The sequence below is a fragment of the Pseudomonas gingeri genome (assembly GCF_013386115.1).
GTDB classification, from domain to species: domain Bacteria; phylum Pseudomonadota; class Gammaproteobacteria; order Pseudomonadales; family Pseudomonadaceae; genus Aquipseudomonas; species Aquipseudomonas gingeri.
The window spans coordinates 299774-315964 of the sequence record NZ_JACAOR010000008.1; the positions used below are offsets into that span (position 1 = coordinate 299774).

The 16191-nt window shown below is 63.6% G+C and carries 12 protein-coding genes; 7 read left to right on the forward strand and 5 right to left on the reverse strand.

The features are described from left to right. The first annotated feature begins 75 nt into the window (after nt 1-75). Nucleotides 76-3597 (forward strand): ATP-binding protein, encoded by a 3522-nt coding sequence (locus HX881_RS17345; RefSeq protein ID WP_177085871.1) that lies wholly within the window; start codon nt 76-78, stop codon nt 3595-3597. Nucleotides 3598-3684: 87 nt separating this feature from the next. After that, the gene (locus HX881_RS17350; protein ID WP_177085654.1) at nt 3685-4923 is read left to right on the forward strand and encodes an EAL domain-containing response regulator; all 1239 of its coding nucleotides are present in this window, start codon (nt 3685-3687) and stop codon (nt 4921-4923) included. 6 nt (nt 4924-4929) lie between these two features. On the opposite strand, the gene HX881_RS17355 is transcribed toward HX881_RS17350, so the two are convergent. Continuing rightward, nucleotides 4930-5592 carry a response regulator gene (locus tag HX881_RS17355; RefSeq protein WP_017124048.1) on the reverse strand — a complete coding sequence of 221 codons (663 nt, stop codon included), beginning with the start codon at nt 5590-5592 and terminating at the stop codon, nt 4930-4932. Between the two features lie 326 nt (nt 5593-5918). Here HX881_RS17355 and HX881_RS17360 point away from each other — a divergent pair, with 326 nt between their 5' ends. After that, entirely contained in the window at nt 5919-6209 is a 291-nt protein-coding gene (locus tag HX881_RS17360; RefSeq protein ID WP_017124047.1) for a DUF3509 domain-containing protein, read from the forward strand. A 163-nt stretch (nt 6210-6372) separates the two neighbouring features. Here the strand turns inward: HX881_RS17360 and HX881_RS17365 are convergent, their stop codons facing one another. Beyond that, on the reverse strand, nt 6373-7257 hold the full coding sequence (locus tag HX881_RS17365; protein ID WP_177085656.1) for a TIGR02285 family protein: 885 nt from the start codon (nt 7255-7257) through the stop codon (nt 6373-6375). Between the two features lie 74 nt (nt 7258-7331). Then, on the reverse strand, nt 7332-8531 hold the full coding sequence (locus HX881_RS17370) for a CaiB/BaiF CoA transferase family protein (protein ID WP_177085658.1): 1200 nt from the start codon (nt 8529-8531) through the stop codon (nt 7332-7334). A 139-nt stretch (nt 8532-8670) separates the two neighbouring features. Between HX881_RS17370 and HX881_RS17375 the strand changes: the two genes are divergently transcribed. From HX881_RS17375 to HX881_RS17390, 4 genes are all read left to right on the forward strand, one after another. Further along, nucleotides 8671-9213: a YaeQ family protein gene (locus HX881_RS17375; RefSeq protein WP_017124044.1), complete on the forward strand. Its 543-nt coding sequence runs from the start codon at nt 8671-8673 to the stop codon at nt 9211-9213. A 54-nt stretch (nt 9214-9267) separates the two neighbouring features. Continuing rightward, entirely contained in the window at nt 9268-10977 is a 1710-nt protein-coding gene (gene recJ, locus HX881_RS17380; RefSeq protein WP_177085660.1) for a single-stranded-DNA-specific exonuclease RecJ, read from the forward strand. 185 nt (nt 10978-11162) lie between these two features. Next, a complete protein-coding gene (locus tag HX881_RS17385; RefSeq protein WP_177085662.1) occupies nt 11163-12269 on the forward strand; it encodes an NADH:flavin oxidoreductase/NADH oxidase in 1107 nt (368 codons plus the stop codon). 187 nt (nt 12270-12456) lie between these two features. Next, the gene (locus HX881_RS17390; RefSeq protein WP_017124041.1) at nt 12457-12648 is read left to right on the forward strand and encodes a hypothetical protein; all 192 of its coding nucleotides are present in this window, start codon (nt 12457-12459) and stop codon (nt 12646-12648) included. A gap of 36 nt (nt 12649-12684) precedes the next feature. Here HX881_RS17390 and HX881_RS17395 read toward each other — a convergent pair whose 3' ends face one another. Continuing rightward, nucleotides 12685-14547, reverse strand: coding sequence for an NAD(P)-binding protein (locus tag HX881_RS17395; RefSeq protein WP_177085664.1), 1863 nt, complete (start codon nt 14545-14547; stop codon nt 12685-12687). A 66-nt stretch (nt 14548-14613) separates the two neighbouring features. Beyond that, the gene (locus HX881_RS17400; protein WP_017124039.1) at nt 14614-16095 is read right to left on the reverse strand and encodes an APC family permease; all 1482 of its coding nucleotides are present in this window, start codon (nt 16093-16095) and stop codon (nt 14614-14616) included. Nucleotides 16096-16191: the final 96 nt, after the last annotated feature.

Sequence of the window (16191 nt, forward strand, 5' to 3'; positions counted from 1 at the left end):
TTTCAGCGCAGAACGCGATATTCCACTCTGGCATGGCTGCTATTGGCGTTGCTTGCGAGCCTCTCGGGCCAGTCGATGGCGGCCCAGGGGTTGCCCTTCAGCCTGCCCGCGTCGTTTGTCGAACTCGACCGGTTGCCCTTGAGCGCGGACGAGCAGCGCTGGCTGGAGGCCAACCGCACGTTGCGGGTGGGTATCTCGGTGGCCGACTACGAGCCGGTGGATATCACCAACGACCGCAATCGTTACCAGGGCATCAGCGCCGACTATGTGGGGCTGATCCGCGATCGGCTCGGGGTGGCGGTGGAGGTCATCGGGTTTGCCGAGCGCGACCAGGCCGTGGAAGCCCTGCGTGACGGCCAGATCGATTTTCTCACCAGTGCCAATGGTTTCGAGCGGGGCGTCCCCGAACTGGCGTTCTCCAGCGACTACATGCCCGACCGCTCGGTGATCGTCACTCGCAACGAGACCCCGGAACTGAGCGATCTCAAGGAGCGCAAGGTGGTCCTGCTGGAGGGGTATGCCGATGCGCAGGTGGTGCATGCCACCTATCCGGAGAGCAGGATCATCCTCGCGCCCACGCTCTACAGTGCATTGGAGGCACTGGCCCAGGGTGAGGTCGACGCGTTTATCGGCAATGAAGTGATTGTCCGGGCCTACAAGACCATACGGCCCTACATGGGCTTGCAGATCCGCGGGCAGAGCGCGCTGCCCCCCATCGGCTTCGCCTTCGCCACGCGCAAGTCGCAGCCGCTGCTCAGTGGTTTGATCCAGCGGGCCCTCGACAGTATCGACGAGGCCACGCAACGGGAGATCCTGGCGCGCTGGACCACCGGTTTCGGCTCGGATATCACCCAGTCCCGGGTCAACCTGACTCCCGCGGAGCTTGCCTGGATCGACAAGCATCCACGGGTGGTGGTCGCCTCGCAGCAGTATCCGCCGCATATCTACAAGGACGGCCACGACCGTTGGGTCGGCCTCAATGTCGACCTGCTGGCGCGCATTTCGCGGATGACCGGGCTGCAGTTCGTCTTCGAGGAAAGTTTTTCCACGATGGAGACCATCGGCATGCTCAAGGAGGGCAAGGCGCTGATGAACGGCTCGCTGGCGGAAAGCCCCGAGCGCAAGGCGTTCCTGAACTTCACCTACGCCTTCGGCGGCAGTTCCTGGGTGTTTGTCGTGCCGGTCAACGACTCCCCGCTCGGCTCCTTCAAGCAACTGTCCGGGCGGGTGCTGGCGTTGCCCGAAGGGCATGCGCTGCAAGCGATGATTCGCCGCGAGCACCCGGATATCGTCTTGCGCAGTGTCAGGACCCCGGAGGAAGCCAGGGCGCTGGTGGAGAATGGCGAGGCGGCGGCGACCATCCAGAGTGACGCCTGGGCCTACCTGTATCCGCCCGGCAGGCTGAAGGTCGGGCGTAGCGTGGAGGGGCTCTGGTCCGCCGACAGTTTCTCGGTGGTCAAGACGTCTCCCGAGCTGCTGAGCATTCTCAACAAGTCGCTGGAGGCATTTCCCGTCGCGGAACTGCGGGCCCTGCGGATCAAGTGGCTCGGTGCGGTGCCCGTGGCGCCGCCGCCGTCGGTGTGGAAGCGGGTGCCACGCTGGGTCTACGGACTGGCCGGGGCCATGTTGCTGCTGGGGGTCGTCTCGCTCGCCTGGAACCGCCGCCTGAATATCCAGATTCGCCAGCGCCGCCAGGCCGAGCAGGAACTCAATGACCGGCTGGCCTTCCAGCGGGCGCTGCTGGATGGCATCCCCAATCCGATTTTCGTGCGTGACCTGCAAGGACGCTTGATCACCTGCAATCGCAGCTACGAGCAGAGCCTGTCGACGACCCTGGAGCAGGTGCAGGGGCGGCGTGTCACTGAAACCGGCCTGCTGCCGCAGGAGGTTGCCCGGCAACTGCATGATGAGTTCGTGCGGTTGCTGGATGACCAGCAACCGGTGTTCAAGGATCGCCGGCTCGAATTTCTCAGTGGCGGCATCGATGTCTATCAATGGATGGTGCCCTTCTATTCGGCCGGGGCGCAGTTGCAGGGGCTGCTGGGCGGCTGGATCGATATCACCGAAAGAAAGCGGCTCGAGGCACAACTGACCGAGGCCCGTCGGCAGGCCGAACAGGCCAGCCAGGCCAAGAGTGCCTTCCTGGCGACCATGAGTCATGAGATCCGCACGCCCATGGGGGCGATCATCGGCTTGCTCGAAGTGGAGCGCGAGCAGGCGCAGGCCCGGGGACAGGCACTCTCGCAGGGTTTGCAGGTGGCCTATCAATCGGCCAGGGAACTGACGGTGCTGATCGGCGACAGCCTCGACCTGGCAAAGATCGAGGCCGGGCACATGCGCCTGGACCCGCAGCCCACCGACCTGAAGCGTTTCCTCGAGGGGGTGGTGCAGTTGTTCGAGGCCCAGGCCGTGGAGAAGGGTATCGAGCTGAGCCTGGAGGTCGCCCCCCTGTTCGAGGACGACCACCGGCTCGATCCGCTGCGCTTGCGCCAGGTGCTGCACAACCTGGTCGGCAATGCCCTGAAGTTCACCCACGAGGGTTTTGTCCGGGTCCGGGTTGCCCTGCTTTCGCAATCGGCGGATATCGACCGCTTCTGCATCGCTATCGAAGACAGCGGCAAGGGCATCGGCCCGGAACAACAGGCCGCACTGTTCACTCCCTTCGTGCAGGGCCGCGATGAAACCGATGAGGAATATCGCGGGACCGGCCTGGGCTTGAGTATCTGCAAGCAACTGGTGGAGCTGATGGACGGCTGCATCGAGCTGCACAGCCATGCCGGATGCGGTACCCAGGTGCGCCTGGAACTGCCGCTCAGGCGCGAGGCACGCCGCTCGACAACCGTACCGCCGAGCAGCGCCAGGTCCGAGCTGCCGTCCTTGAACGTACTGATCGTCGATGACCTTTCCGCCAACCGCCTGGTGTTGCATCAGCAGCTCGCGGTGCTCGGCCAGCGCGTCGAGTCGTTCCGCACGGCGCAAGCAGCGCTGCAGGCCTGGCAGGGCGGACACTTCGACCTGGTGATCAGCGATTGCAACATGCCCGGCATGACAGGCTATGAGCTGGCCGAGGCGTTGCGTCGGCTGGAAATCGAAGAGCAGCGTCCGGCCTGCCTGATTGTCGGGTGCACGGCCAACGCCATGAGTGATGAGCGTCAACGCTGCCTGCAGTCCGGGATGAACGATTTGCTGGTCAAGCCCGTTGTCCTCGATGACCTGGCCCGCCTGCTGGCGGAGATCGCCCCTCGGGAAAAATCCTTCGATATCCAGACGCTGCGGGACATGACGCTGGCCGACAACGAAGTGCTCCAGCGCATGCTGCTGGAACTCTGGAAGAACCTGCGGGAAGAGCGCGGCGAACTGGAAGAAACGGTCAGCGGCGCTGACTGGGAGGGCGTGGCGATGTCCGTGCATCGCCTCAAGGGGATTGCCTCGCTTGTCGATGCCATTGCCCTGGCGCGGGCCTGTGTCGATATGGACGCTTGCCTGCGGCTGAAGGCTGTCGAGCGGCTGCAGCCTGAGTGGCAGGCACTCAAGGCGGCGATCGACCAGGTCATGGCCGACATTGAACCGAGTCTGCAAGACCGGTCGCTACTTTAGGACTTGTCCTATGGGGAACGCCGGCTGCCCCGGCTAAGGTGGCAGGCCATTGCGGATAACGACCGCTTCATCCTGCGGAGATCATCGATGCGTGCACTCAAGATCCTGGTTCTTGAAGACAACCCCTTTCAACTGATGGCACTGCACCAGATGCTCAATGCCAACGGTGTCTTCGATGTGCTGACGGCGGAAAGCGTCGAGAGTGCCCGGCAGTCCCTGGTCAATCGCGGACCGGTCGATATTGCCATCTGCGATCTTTCCCTGGAGGGCGGCGATGGCCTGCAACTGATCCGGCACCTGGCCGAAACCCGCGAGGCCCAGGCCCTGATCATCCTCAGCAGCCTCGACCAGGAGGTGCGTGAAGGCGCCGCGCACATGGCCCGACAGCAGGGACTGCATGTGCTGGGCTGCCTGCTGAAGCCGGCGTCGGCGGCGATCCTGGGTGAGTTGCTGGCGACCTATCAGCAGCGCTTCGGGCGCCAGCGCCCCGGGCTGCCGCTGGCCCAAGTCTGCGAGTTGCTTTCGTTGCATGAACTGCAGGCGGGGGCCGGACCCCGGGCGATCCAGCAGTACTGCAGCGCCTACTTCCAACCCAAGGTGACGTGTGATGGCCGGGTGCAGGGCGTCGAGGCGCTGGCTCGCTGGCAGCATCCGGAACAGGGCATGCTGTTGCCGGCCACCTTCATGCCGGTCCTCGAGTATGCAGGGCTCTCGGAGGGCCTTGCCTGGCACATGCTCGAACAGGCCATCGGCCTGTCGGTCGAGGCGTACCTGGGCACGGACGAGTATTTGCCGGTGGCAGTGAATATTCCGGGGTTGATGGTCGAACAGGCGGATTTCGCCGAGCGCCTGAACGAGCTGCTGGGACGTTTCCACCTGCCCGCCGAATGGCTGACGCTGGAGGTGGTCGACAGCGGCGAATGCACCGCCGAGGCGGCCCAGGTCGAAGGCATGCTGCGTCTGCGGATGCTCGGTTGCCAGCTGTCGATCGGCGATTTCGGCGTTGCCGGCGCCGGCCTGCAGAAACTGCTCGAACTGCCGTTCTCGGAGTTGAAGATCGCCCCCCGCTTTGTCACCGGCATGGCCGAGGATTCGCGCAAGCGCTCGATCGTCGCGGGGATCCTGAGCATGGCGAAGGGCATGAACCTGCGGGTGGTGGTAACCGGGATCGAAACCGACGAGGAATATCGGTTGATCCAGGAGTTGGGGGACCTGCTTGTCCAGGGGCGATTCGTTGCCTCGCCCATGAGTCGTGTCGAACTCTTGCCCTGGCTGAGCATGGCCGGTCGCGTGGCTGTCGCCGAGCGTGAGCGGCAGCCTGGCTGAGGGCGATCAGGACAGCCCGTGCTCCTGCAGGTAGAGAAACAGCGCGGCATCATTGGACAGGCCGAGCTTGCGCATGGCACTGACTTTCTGCGCGCTGACGGTCTGCTTGCTGCGACACAGGCGGGCCGCGATCTCGCCCACCGTACGGCCAGCCGCGAGGAGGCGGGTGACCTCCAGTTCCCGCGGTGACAGCTGTTCCTGGTCGCCCAGCCGATGAGTGCCGGTTTCCCCGGCCTGCGCCAGGGTCTGGCGCACCGATTGGGCGACGAACACCTTGCGTTGTCGCACATGGCGGATCGCCACGGGCAACTCGGCCGCGAGGCTGGCCTTGCTCAACAGGCCCATGACGCCCAGGTCCAGGATATAGCGGAACAGACCGGCATTGTTGAGCATGGTGACCACCAGGATCGGCAGGTCCGGGTAGTGCCGGACCAGGGCCTCGATCATCTTCAAACCGTCATTCTGATCCGCCGTCGGCATCATGAAATCGGTGATCAGCACATCGCATGGGCGCTCGCCCAGCAGATCGAAGAGCGCCTGCGGGGTGCTGGCCTCACCGACCACGCTCAAGCCGGGATCGCGCTCCAGCACGGCCCGCAAGCCAATCAGGAAAATCGGGTGGTCATCCGCCAGGGCGATTCGTAGCGGTGTGTGGGGGGATGAACTCAAGACAGGTCTCCGGTGGGCGCGACGGTGGTGCGGGCGAGAGCAGAGCAACAAACCAGATACTTCGTGTCATATCTGTAAGCAAAGCCGATGCAGCCTGTAGTAAAAGCCTTAAAAGCCATTGATCTGATTCTAGCCAGTGCGGCCCCCTGCTGTTTTTTCTCTGTCATCTTTCTCATTCATGCTCGATAGACGTCGAGCAGCTCGCAAGGCCCTGTCGGCCCAGCGAACTTTCTTCTCTGACTGGCGGTCATTGACTCCAGGTTCTCTTGTTTTCGACCTTTCGGGTTCAGACCTTTCGGGTTTTTGACTATTGAGTGGTGATCGAGATGGAAAGTATCAGCCTGTTGCTCAATGAGGCATTGAGTCCATATCCCGTTACCCTGACGCCATCGGGCGGCCATGGTGAGTGCGTGGTGAGTGTGAGAAGCGTTGCCGGCCTGCTTCTGGTGGAGCGTGAAGTCAATCAGGCGCAACTGACGGACAAGCGTCTGCTGACCGACGTGGTCGATGGCTTGCATCGTGATCTGCGAATCGCCGAGGGGCGCCTGGAGCCCTGCGTGATTGCCGCCCTGCGCAACGCCGCCGAGCACCGGGTGTTCCGCGCGGCCAGTCGCTAGCATTTTTTTTGGAACCTTCCTTCCCAAGAAGGTGTCAGATTTTATAACGACAAGGGCAGGCATTGTGCTCCGGTGTTTGTGGCTTGTCGTACTGGTCTTTGTAGGCCACGTTTAACCCCGAGTCGTCTCCCCACTTCTCGGGGTTTCTTTTGCCCGGAATTCGTCATTGCTCCTCGGGCGCGAGGAAAAACTCCCTGGCATCCTCCAGGTACTTGTCCCGCTCCGGCGGCACCAGCCAGCGTGCATAGAGCTCCACCAGCGTCTGTCGGCGCAGCCCGCGCAGAATCTCGTTGATATGGGGAATCACCGCCCGGCCCTGGGGCGTGTTGGAGCAGGCGACACGGATGAACTGATAGTCGGCCGTGCCCTTGATGGGATAGAACAGCCATTCGTTATCGCCGATCTGTTGCTGCCGGGCCTGATAGCGGATTTCCGCCCAGTAGCCGAGCAGCGCCTTCAAGCGCCCCAGGCGTTGCATCTGCAGCAGGCTGCCCAGGGCATCGTTGCCGTAGTGCAGGACCAGATGTTGCGCATGGGTGTGATGCAGCACGTCATCGATCGGATGGCCGTAGCTGCGCTCGGCGACGACGCCCAGTTGCAGGCTGTTGCTGGCCAGCAGCGCGGCGAGGTCGACCCGGCCGTCGGACACAAAGGGTTCGATCAGGGCCTGGTCGGCTGGTCGAACCACCAGGCCGTTGCTGGTGGTGCCCATGCTGGGGATAGAAAAGAGCATTTTCTGCGCCCGCGCCGCGGTCCACAGCAGCGCCGGATCGCAAGTGAACGTCGACCCGCCGAGCATCTGCATGCCCCGCGCCCGGTTGACTCGCAGTACCGTGTGCTCGTACTCCGGCAGCGCCGCCATCAGCAGCGGCAGCATCTGGTCCACCGCCCCCTGGCCTTCTTTCGGACCGTCGAAGATGCTCAGGGGTGGCAGATCCCGCAGCAGCCAGGTCAGGGTTTCCCTGGCCTGCCCGGTTTGCGGCAGGACACACATCAGCGCGGCCAACAGCGGGAAACCAAGGTGTCGCCACAGGGCACTGGGAGTCATGAGCTGGATACCTTCCCGGGTTCAAGCCAGTCGTTGATACACTCGTCGACGCACTTATCAACAGCCACGCGGTGCTAGATGGCGCCGCTTTCACGCAGCCGTGCAACCTGTACCTTGTCATAACCGAGGCTGCCCAGCACCTCGGCATTGTGTTCGCCCAGCTGCGGGCCGACCCATTCGGTGGAGCCAGGCGTCTGCGAGAGTTTCGGCACGATGCCGGGCATCTTGAAGTCCTTGCCGTCGGGCAGCTTGGCCTGCAGGAACATCTCCCGGGCGAGAAATTGCGGGTCGCTGAACATGTCCTCGGCGCTGTAGATGCGGCTGGCGGGGACATCGGCGCCGTTCAGGGCGGCGATCACCGCGTCCAGGGGCAGTGAGTTGACCCAGCGGTCAATCACCCCGTAGATCTCGTCACGCCGGCTGTCGCGCCCGTCATTGCTGGCCAGCAGCGGGTCGTTCGCCAGGTCTTCGCGGCCGATGGCCTGCATGAAGCGCTTGAAGATCGCATCGCCATTGGCGCCGATCTGCACATGCCGGCCATCGGCCGTGGTGTGGATCGACGATGGCGTGATGCCCGGCATGATATTGCCGGTGCGTTCGCGGATGAAACCGAACACATCGAACTCCGGCACCATGCTTTCCATCATCGCGAAGATAGCTTCGTACAGGGCGACATCCACCACCTGGCCTTCTCCGCCATTCACTTCGCGATGACGCAATGCCATCAGGGCGCCAATCACGCCCCACAGCGCGGCAATCGAGTCGCCGATGGAGATCCCGGTGCGCACCGGCGGGCGGTCTTCGAAACCGGTGATGTAGCGCAGCCCGCCCATGGACTCGCCGACCGCGCCAAATCCCGGCTGGTCCTTCATCGGTCCGGTCTGGCCGAACCCGGACAGGCGCACCATCACCAGCCCGGGATTCAGCGCATGCAGGGTTTCCCAGCCCAGGCCGAGCTTTTCCAGGACGCCGGGGCGAAAGTTCTCGATCAGGATGTCCGCTTCGCCGAGCAACTGCTTGAGGATCGCCAGGCCGTCCGGATGCTTCAGGTTCAGCGTCAGGGATTTCTTGTTGCGCGCCTGGACAAACCACCACAGCGAGGTGCCTTCGTACAGCTTGCGCCATTTGCGCAGCGGGTCGCCGCCGTCCGGCGATTCGACCTTGATCACCTCGGCGCCGAATTCGGCGCAGATCCGCGAGGCGAAAGGGCCGGCGATCAGGGTTCCGAGCTCGATGACTTTCAGGCCGGAGAGAGGTTTGGCGGTGAACGGCATGGGCGATCCTGTAGGACAAGACGAGGGCAGTAGAGCCTTTTAACATGGCGCGCGCCATCTTCATAACCATCAGCAGTCGTTGATTGACCTGCGTATCGGTTAGACTTGGCGCCTTTCCTCGTCTCTAGAAGCCCCGTTCATGGCCCAGCCGTCCACGACCTACAAGTTCGAACTCAACCTCACCGACCTGGATCGCAGCGTCTACGAAAGCGTCAAGCAGACCATTGCCCGCCATCCTTCGGAAACCGAAGAGCGGATGACCGTGCGTTTGCTGGCCTACGCCCTCTGGTACAACGAACTGCTGGCTTTTGGTCGTGGTCTGTCGGAGGTGGACGAGCCTGCGTTGTGGGAAAAAAGCCTGGATGATCGCGTCCTGCACTGGATCGAAGTCGGCCAGCCGGATGCCGATCGCCTGACCTGGTGCTCGCGTCGTACCGAGCGTACCAGCCTGCTGGCCTACGGCAGCCTGCGCGTCTGGGAAACCAAGGTGGTCCCGGCGGTGAAGAACCTGAAGAACGTCAATATCGCGGCGGTTCCGCAGGAAGTCCTGGAAACCCTCGCCAAGGACATGCCGCGCGTCATCAAGTGGGATGTGATGATCAGCGAAGGCACGATCTTCGTCACCGATGATCGCGGCCAGCATGAAGTCCAGCTCGAATGGCTGATGGGCGAGCGCGGTTAACCGCGGCGCCACCGTTTCCACTCCTGTGTATTGAAGAGAAATTCCGCCAACGCCATGCGTATCGAACCCCGTCCACTGCCCGCCACCCTGCCTTTTCTCGGCGACCTGCCGCCACTGCTGACCCGCCTGTACGCGGCGCGGGGTGTCGAATCGGCTGCCGAACTGGATAAAAGCCTGGCGCGTCTGATTCCCTTCCAGCAACTCAAGGGGATCGACGCCGCGGTGGACCTGCTGGTGGTGGCGCTGGAGCAGCGCCAGCGGATCCTGATCGTCGGCGACTTCGACGCCGATGGCGCGACCGCCAGTACCGTGGGCTTGCTGGGCTTGCGCCTGCTGGGCGCGGCGCATGTCGATTACCTGGTGCCGAACCGTTTCGAGTACGGCTACGGCCTGACCCCGGAAATCGTTGCCGTGGCGTTGCAGCGCGAGCCGCAATTGCTGATCACCGTCGACAACGGCATCTCCAGTATCGAAGGTGTGCTGGCGGCCAAGGCGGCCGGCCTGAAGGTGCTGGTGACCGATCACCACTTGCCGGGCAACGAACTGCCGGCGGCCGACGCCATCGTCAATCCGAATCAGCCCGGTTGCGCGTTCCCGAGCAAGGCGCTGGCCGGGGTCGGGGTGATCTTCTATGTGCTGATGGCCCTGCGCGCGCGCCTGCGCAGCCTGGGCCGCTATGAAAACCAGCCGCAGCCGAATATCGGCGAACTGCTCGACCTGGTGGCGTTGGGCAGCGTGGCCGACGTGGTGCCCCTGGACGCCAACAACCGGATCCTGGTGCACCAGGGCCTGGAACGCATTCGTGCCGGCCGGGCCCGCCCGGGGCTCAAGGCGATCCTCGAAGTGGCCAAGCGCGATCACTCGCGCCTGACCTCCACCGACCTCGGCTTTATCCTCGGACCACGCCTGAACGCGGCGGGGCGCCTGGACGACATGAGCCTGGGCATCGAGTGCCTGCTTGCCGAGGACCCGGTATTGGCGCTGGAAATGGCCACCCAGCTGGATGACATGAACAAGGACCGCAAGTCCATCGAGCAGGGCATGCAGCGCGAAGCCCTGGCCCAGCTCAAGGACTTGCCGGTGGAGTCGATGCCGTTCGGCCTGTGCCTGTTCGATCCGGACTGGCACCAGGGGGTGATCGGTATTCTCGCCTCGCGGATGAAGGAGCGTTATCACCGCCCGACCATAGCCTTCGCCGATGCCGGCGACGGCATGCTCAAGGGCTCTGGTCGTTCGGTCGCCGGGTTCCATATTCGCGATGCCTTGAGCGTGGTGGCGGCGCAGCACCCGGACCTGATGGGCAAGTACGGTGGCCACGCCATGGCCGCCGGCCTGAGCCTGCCGCAGGAAAACTTCCCGCTGTTCGCCGAAGCCTTCGATGCCGAAGTGCGTCGTCAGCTCAGCGAGGAAGACCTGACCGGACGCTTGCAGACCGACGGTACGCTGGCCCTGGAAGAGTTCAACCTGGAACTGGCGCGGGCCCTGCGCAACGCCGGCCCCTGGGGCCAGCATTTCCCCGAACCGTTGTTCCACGGGGTATTCCAGCTGGTGGAAAAGCGCATCGTCGGCGAGCGGCATCTGAAGGTGGTGCTGAAAAGCGAGTGTGGCTCGGTGAAGCTCGATGGCATCGCCTTTGGCATCGACCCGGAAATCTGGGCAAACGCACGGGTCGACTGGGTCGAGCTGGCCTACAAGCTCGATCTCAACGAGTTCCGTGGCAAGGAAAGCGTGCAACTGATGATTGCCCACATCGAACCGCGCTGAGCTTTAAATCGGCTGAACCCTCCGGCGTCCGTCATTGTCGACTAGGCTCTAAGCACTGTCTGAATGGTCTTGTGACGTTGTCTTCCTTATCCATCCGCCGGGGGGCGGACGCCCACTTTTTCCTGTCACTCGTCGACGTTCTCACAGAACCCTGGAGCCAGCCCACTTGATTTGAGAGGTGCCCCATGAGTCTGCTGCTTGAACCCTATACCCTTCGCCAATTGACCCTGCTGAACCGCATCGCGGTCTCGCCGATGTGCCAGTACTCCAGCGTCGATGGCTTGGCCAATGACTGGCATCTGGTCCACCTCGGCAGCCGGGCGGTCGGCGGCGCCGGACTGATCTTTACCGAAGCCACGGCGGTGACCGCCGATGGCCGCATCACCGCCCAGGACCTGGGCCTGTGGAATGACGAACAGATCGAACCGCTGCAGCGCATTACCCGCTTTGTCACGGCCCAGGGCGCCGTCGCCGGGATCCAGCTGGCCCATGCCGGGCGCAAGGCCAGCACCCATCGACCCTGGCTCGGCAAGCATGGCAGCGTCAAACCCGAGGATGGCGGTTGGACGCCGGTCGGACCGTCGCCGATTGCCTTCGACCCGCAGCACACGCCACCGCTGCAACTGGATGAGGGGCAGATCGCCGAGGTGATCGAGGCATTTGTCGCGGCGGCCAAGCGCGCCCTGGTCGCCGGCTTCAAGGTGGTCGAGGTGCATGCTGCCCACGGCTATCTGCTGCACCAGTTCCTCTCGCCCCTGAGCAATCAGCGGCGTGACCAGTACGGCGGCTCGTTCGAAAACCGTATTCGCCTGGTCCTGCAGGTCACCGAAGCGGTGCGGGCGGTCTGGCCCGAGGAGTTGCCGTTGTTCGTGCGCGTCTCGGCCACCGACTGGGTGGAAGACGGCTGGAACCCGGATGAAACCGTGGAACTGGCACGACGCCTGAAAGACCTTGGCGTCGACCTGATCGATGTGTCCTCGGGTGGCACCGCCGCCAACGCGGAAATCCCCACCGGCCCCGGCTACCAGACCCGATTCGCCGAGCGCGTGCGCAAGGAATCCGGCATCGCCACCGGCACCGTCGGGCTGATCACCGAGCCGGCCCAGGCCGAACATATCCTGCGTACCTGCCAGGCCGACATCATTCTCCTGGCCCGCGAGCTGTTGCGCGATCCATATTGGCCGTTGCATGCCGACGATGACCTGGGCGGTCGCAAGGCGATCTGGCCGGCGCAATACCAGCGCGCCACCCATCGCGACCAGCCGATCCACGAGTCGGATCTGCGTGAGTGAGAAGGGGATGCGCCCTGCATGAAAACACCGAGACCCGCCGACAAGGCGGGTTCTCTATGGATTGCAGGATTTTCCCTCTGCAAATTCCGAAATGATCTTAGCAGGCTACGGATTCTTCCTACCCTTAGGCTATGTCTGAGACGGTCTGTCCAGACGGTTCCTGTGCAGTCACAGAAGGAAGTCGTCCATGTCAAAGGAACGAAGCATTCTTGGATTCATGCTGTTTCTCTGGGCATTCAGGACACCACCTCGCGCCAGGGTGCGCAGGCTCAGCGATGACGAACGGCAGTTGGTGGAGCATTACCGAAGCTTGTCGGCAGAGGATCGCAATGCGTTGCACTGCCTGTTGAATGCGATGGGGAGTGTTTCGCGGTTTTGAGCCCCGCCCGAATCCCGGGCGGGGCCAGGCAGTGCCTTATCCCAATTCCCCCACCGCTCGCCAGGCTTCGTCTATCGCCGCATGGGCATACGCGCTCCATGCCGCATCCGAGTTGGCGATGCTGACCCGGCCCAGCGGCTTGCGCGCCAGCTTCATCAGTTTTTCGCTTTCGTCGGCATCGTCGAACAGGCTGTTGGAAAAGTACGCGTAGCCGTGGGACCAGCGGTTGACGGTGATCGCCAGGATATCGGTTTCATGATTGAAGCCGCCCGGGCCGAGCATGCGTTGCAACTGGTCGCGCAATTGCGCCTCCAGTTGCTCGAAGGTCTGGCCGTAGAGCTTGCCGCGTCCGGCCCGTGCCTGGTCGCGGGCGTTCATGCCGCTGTTCGGGCTGGTCGGCACGTAGACCATGTGCAGGCCGATCGGCTGGCTCGGGTCCCGCGGATGCTCGTAGCCACCCATGCTCACCGGATAGTCGAGCTTGATCCGGCTGTAGGGCTGGGTGGCCGCGTAGATTTCGTGCACGCCGAGTTTCTGGAACGACTGCCAGTTGCGGATCACCACCTTGGTGTACACCAGCGGGAATTTCACATTCTGGCTCAGGGCATGGGCCTGCGGCGCCGGCAGGTCGCGCAGCAGGTAGGGGATCATCATGTTGTAGCAGGCCAGGATGCAGTGCTTGCTGCGTACCTGGCTCAGCTGGCCGCCGCGGCTGTAGCCGATGTTCACGCCCTTGCCGACATTTCGCACACTGACCACGGTGCTGTTCAGGCGCAGTTGCACCGGGGCCTTCGGCTGGTCGAGGCGGGCGTAGTCGAACGGTGCCAGCACGATGTCGTCCATGGTGTGCCCCGGCGCCACCGAGGGAATCAGGCTGCGCACCAGCAGGCGCGCCAGGGACGCGTTGCCGTCCGGGAAATGGTAGATGTACGGCTCTTCCATTTCCGCCCTGGATTCTTCGCTGATGGGCTCCAGATTCATCGCGCCGAAACCGGGGAAACCGACGTTGTAGGCGTCGAACGCCGCCACCGCGTCGATGCTCAGGGCCGAGAAGTCATTGGTGCGGCTCTGGAAGTATTTCACCGCGTTTTCCGACAGGCCGACGTCCTTGAGCAGGAAGTCGCGGTAGCTGGTGGCGGCCAGGTGCTCGGCCTTCTCCGTGGCGCTCTTGCCTGGCAGGTAGTCACGGGGCGACTGGTGCAGTTCGATCAGCGCCTGGCGATCCGCTTCGGGCAGCGGAAAATCGTTGATGAAGTCGCGGATAGGGCGGGCATTCAGTTGCTGCGGAGCGATATCGTCGGCGACCATCGGTGTCGGGTCGCCGCTCACCAGTTTGTCCTCGCCGAAGTTCTCCTTGTCGAAGAACACCCCGCGGGACAGGCCCAGGCCCGGGTAGAACGGCCGGTCGAAGGCGGTTTCGAAGCGCTTGATATCGACCCCGAGCTTCTTCAGCAGGCCGTTGACCTGCTTGCTGTACAGATGGTTCGGCGACTGGAAGGCTTCGCTGCCGCCGTAGCCGAGGATCATGCGGCCCCCGGCGGAGAATTCGTTGCGCTTGGCGTGACCGCCGAAGTCGTCGTGGTTTTCCAGGATCAGGATACGTGCCTTGGGGTGTTTCTCCCGGTAGAACCACGCCGCCGACAAGCCGCTCAGGCCACCGCCGACCACCACCAGGTCGTACTCTGCGGCAATGGGCAGGTGCGCGGTGTCGAAGACCTTTTTCTCCCAGCCCATCTGGTGGGCGACCTCGAAGGAGCCGACGTGGCTGCCCCGCAGGCCGGTCAGGGCCGGTGGGTAATAACGTCCGTCTGGCGCGGCCTGGAGCAACTGCAGCGGGGTCATGCCGGCGGCGATGGTGATGGCGACGCCGTTGAGGAAGTCGCGGCGGGTGATATCCATGATAGATCCTTGTTTTTTATTGTTGGAACGACCCGGGCAGCCAGTGCACCGCCCGGGCGCCTGCCGTTACCGGCTGATTTTCCAGGCGTCGCCGGCTGGTGCGGTGCCGCGGTCGTAGGGCTTGCCCAGCCACATGTAGAGCAGGCCCAGTCCGATGACGATGGCGGTGCTCAGGACCATGGCGTAGTTGATGTACCAGGCCGCATCCGGCGTACGGGGCCAGGCCATGTTGACGATGGCGCCGACGCCATAGACCAGCGCGCCGATATTCACCGGCAGGCCCCAGGCCCCCAGGGTGAACTTGCCGCTGGGTTTCCAGCCGCGGGCGCGGGCGAACAGGGCGGCGAGCACGATCATCTGGAAGGCCAGGTAGATGCCGATGGCCGCGAAGCTGACGATGGTCGCCACCGCGTCCTGCAGGAAGAAGCCGAGGGCGATGATCAGCGCCGGCAGGACCCCGGAGACGAACAAGGCCGCCACGGGCACCTGGGTGGTCGGTGAAATTCGCTTCAGCAGGTTGCTGCCGATGACCATTTCATCGCGGGCATAGGAGTACAGCAGGCGGCTGGCGGCGGCCTGCAGGCTGATGACGCAGGAGATGAAGGAAATCATCACCACGCCCATCACCACTTTCGAGCCGACGCTGCCGAAGGCATTGTTGAGGATGGTGGTGACCGGGTCCTTGTCGGTGCCGTTGATCACCGCCTGCATGTCCGGCACGGCGAGGATCAGCGCCAGGCAGGCGAACATCGCCGCGATACCGCCGATGTAGATGGTCATGCGCATCGCCACCGGGATCTGCTTGCTCGGGTTCGGGGTTTCCTCGGCCACGTCGCCGCAGGCTTCGAAGCCGTAGTAGAGGAACATGCCCGCCAGCGATGCGGTGAGGAATGCCGGCAGGTAGGAGCCGTCGACCCGGATATCGAACGTATTGAACAGTACGCTGATGGGCTGGTGGCGTTCGAACACCAGCAGGTACACGCCGACGATCACCGCGCCGACCAGTTCGCAGAGAAAACCGAACATGGCGATGCGTGCCAGGACCTTGGTGCCGCTGAGGTTGACCAGGGTGGCGAACAGCGTCAGGACCAGGGCGATGACGATATTGGTGTTGTTGCTCGGCTCGAAGCCGAGCATGGCCGCGAGGTAAGGACCGGCACCGACCGCGACGGCGGCGATGGTCACGCACAGGGCGATGGAGTAGATCCAGCCGACCATCCACGCCCAGCGTTTACCCACCAGGCGCCGGGCCCAGGGATAGACACCCCCGGAGATCGGGAACTGCGAGACCACTTCGCCGAAGATCAGGCAGACCAGCAGTTGCCCGCAGCCGACCAGCAGGTAGGCCCAGAACATCGGCGGGCCGCCGGCGGCCAGGCACAGGCCGAACAGGGTGTAGACGCCGACCACCGGCGAAAGGTAGGTAAAGCCCAGGGCGAAGTTTTCCCACAGGCTCATGCTGCGGTTGAAGTTCGAGGTATAGCCCAGTTTGCGCAGCTGTTCGGCATCGCTGTCGGCATCTGCGCCGAGGTGGGGTTGTGCACTCATGGCGGTGTGGCTCCAGAAAATCGGCAGATTTCGGATGTCCGAAACCGTGGCCGGGCCATGACGGCCCGTCCCGGTTCGGTATTTTTGTGGTGGAGT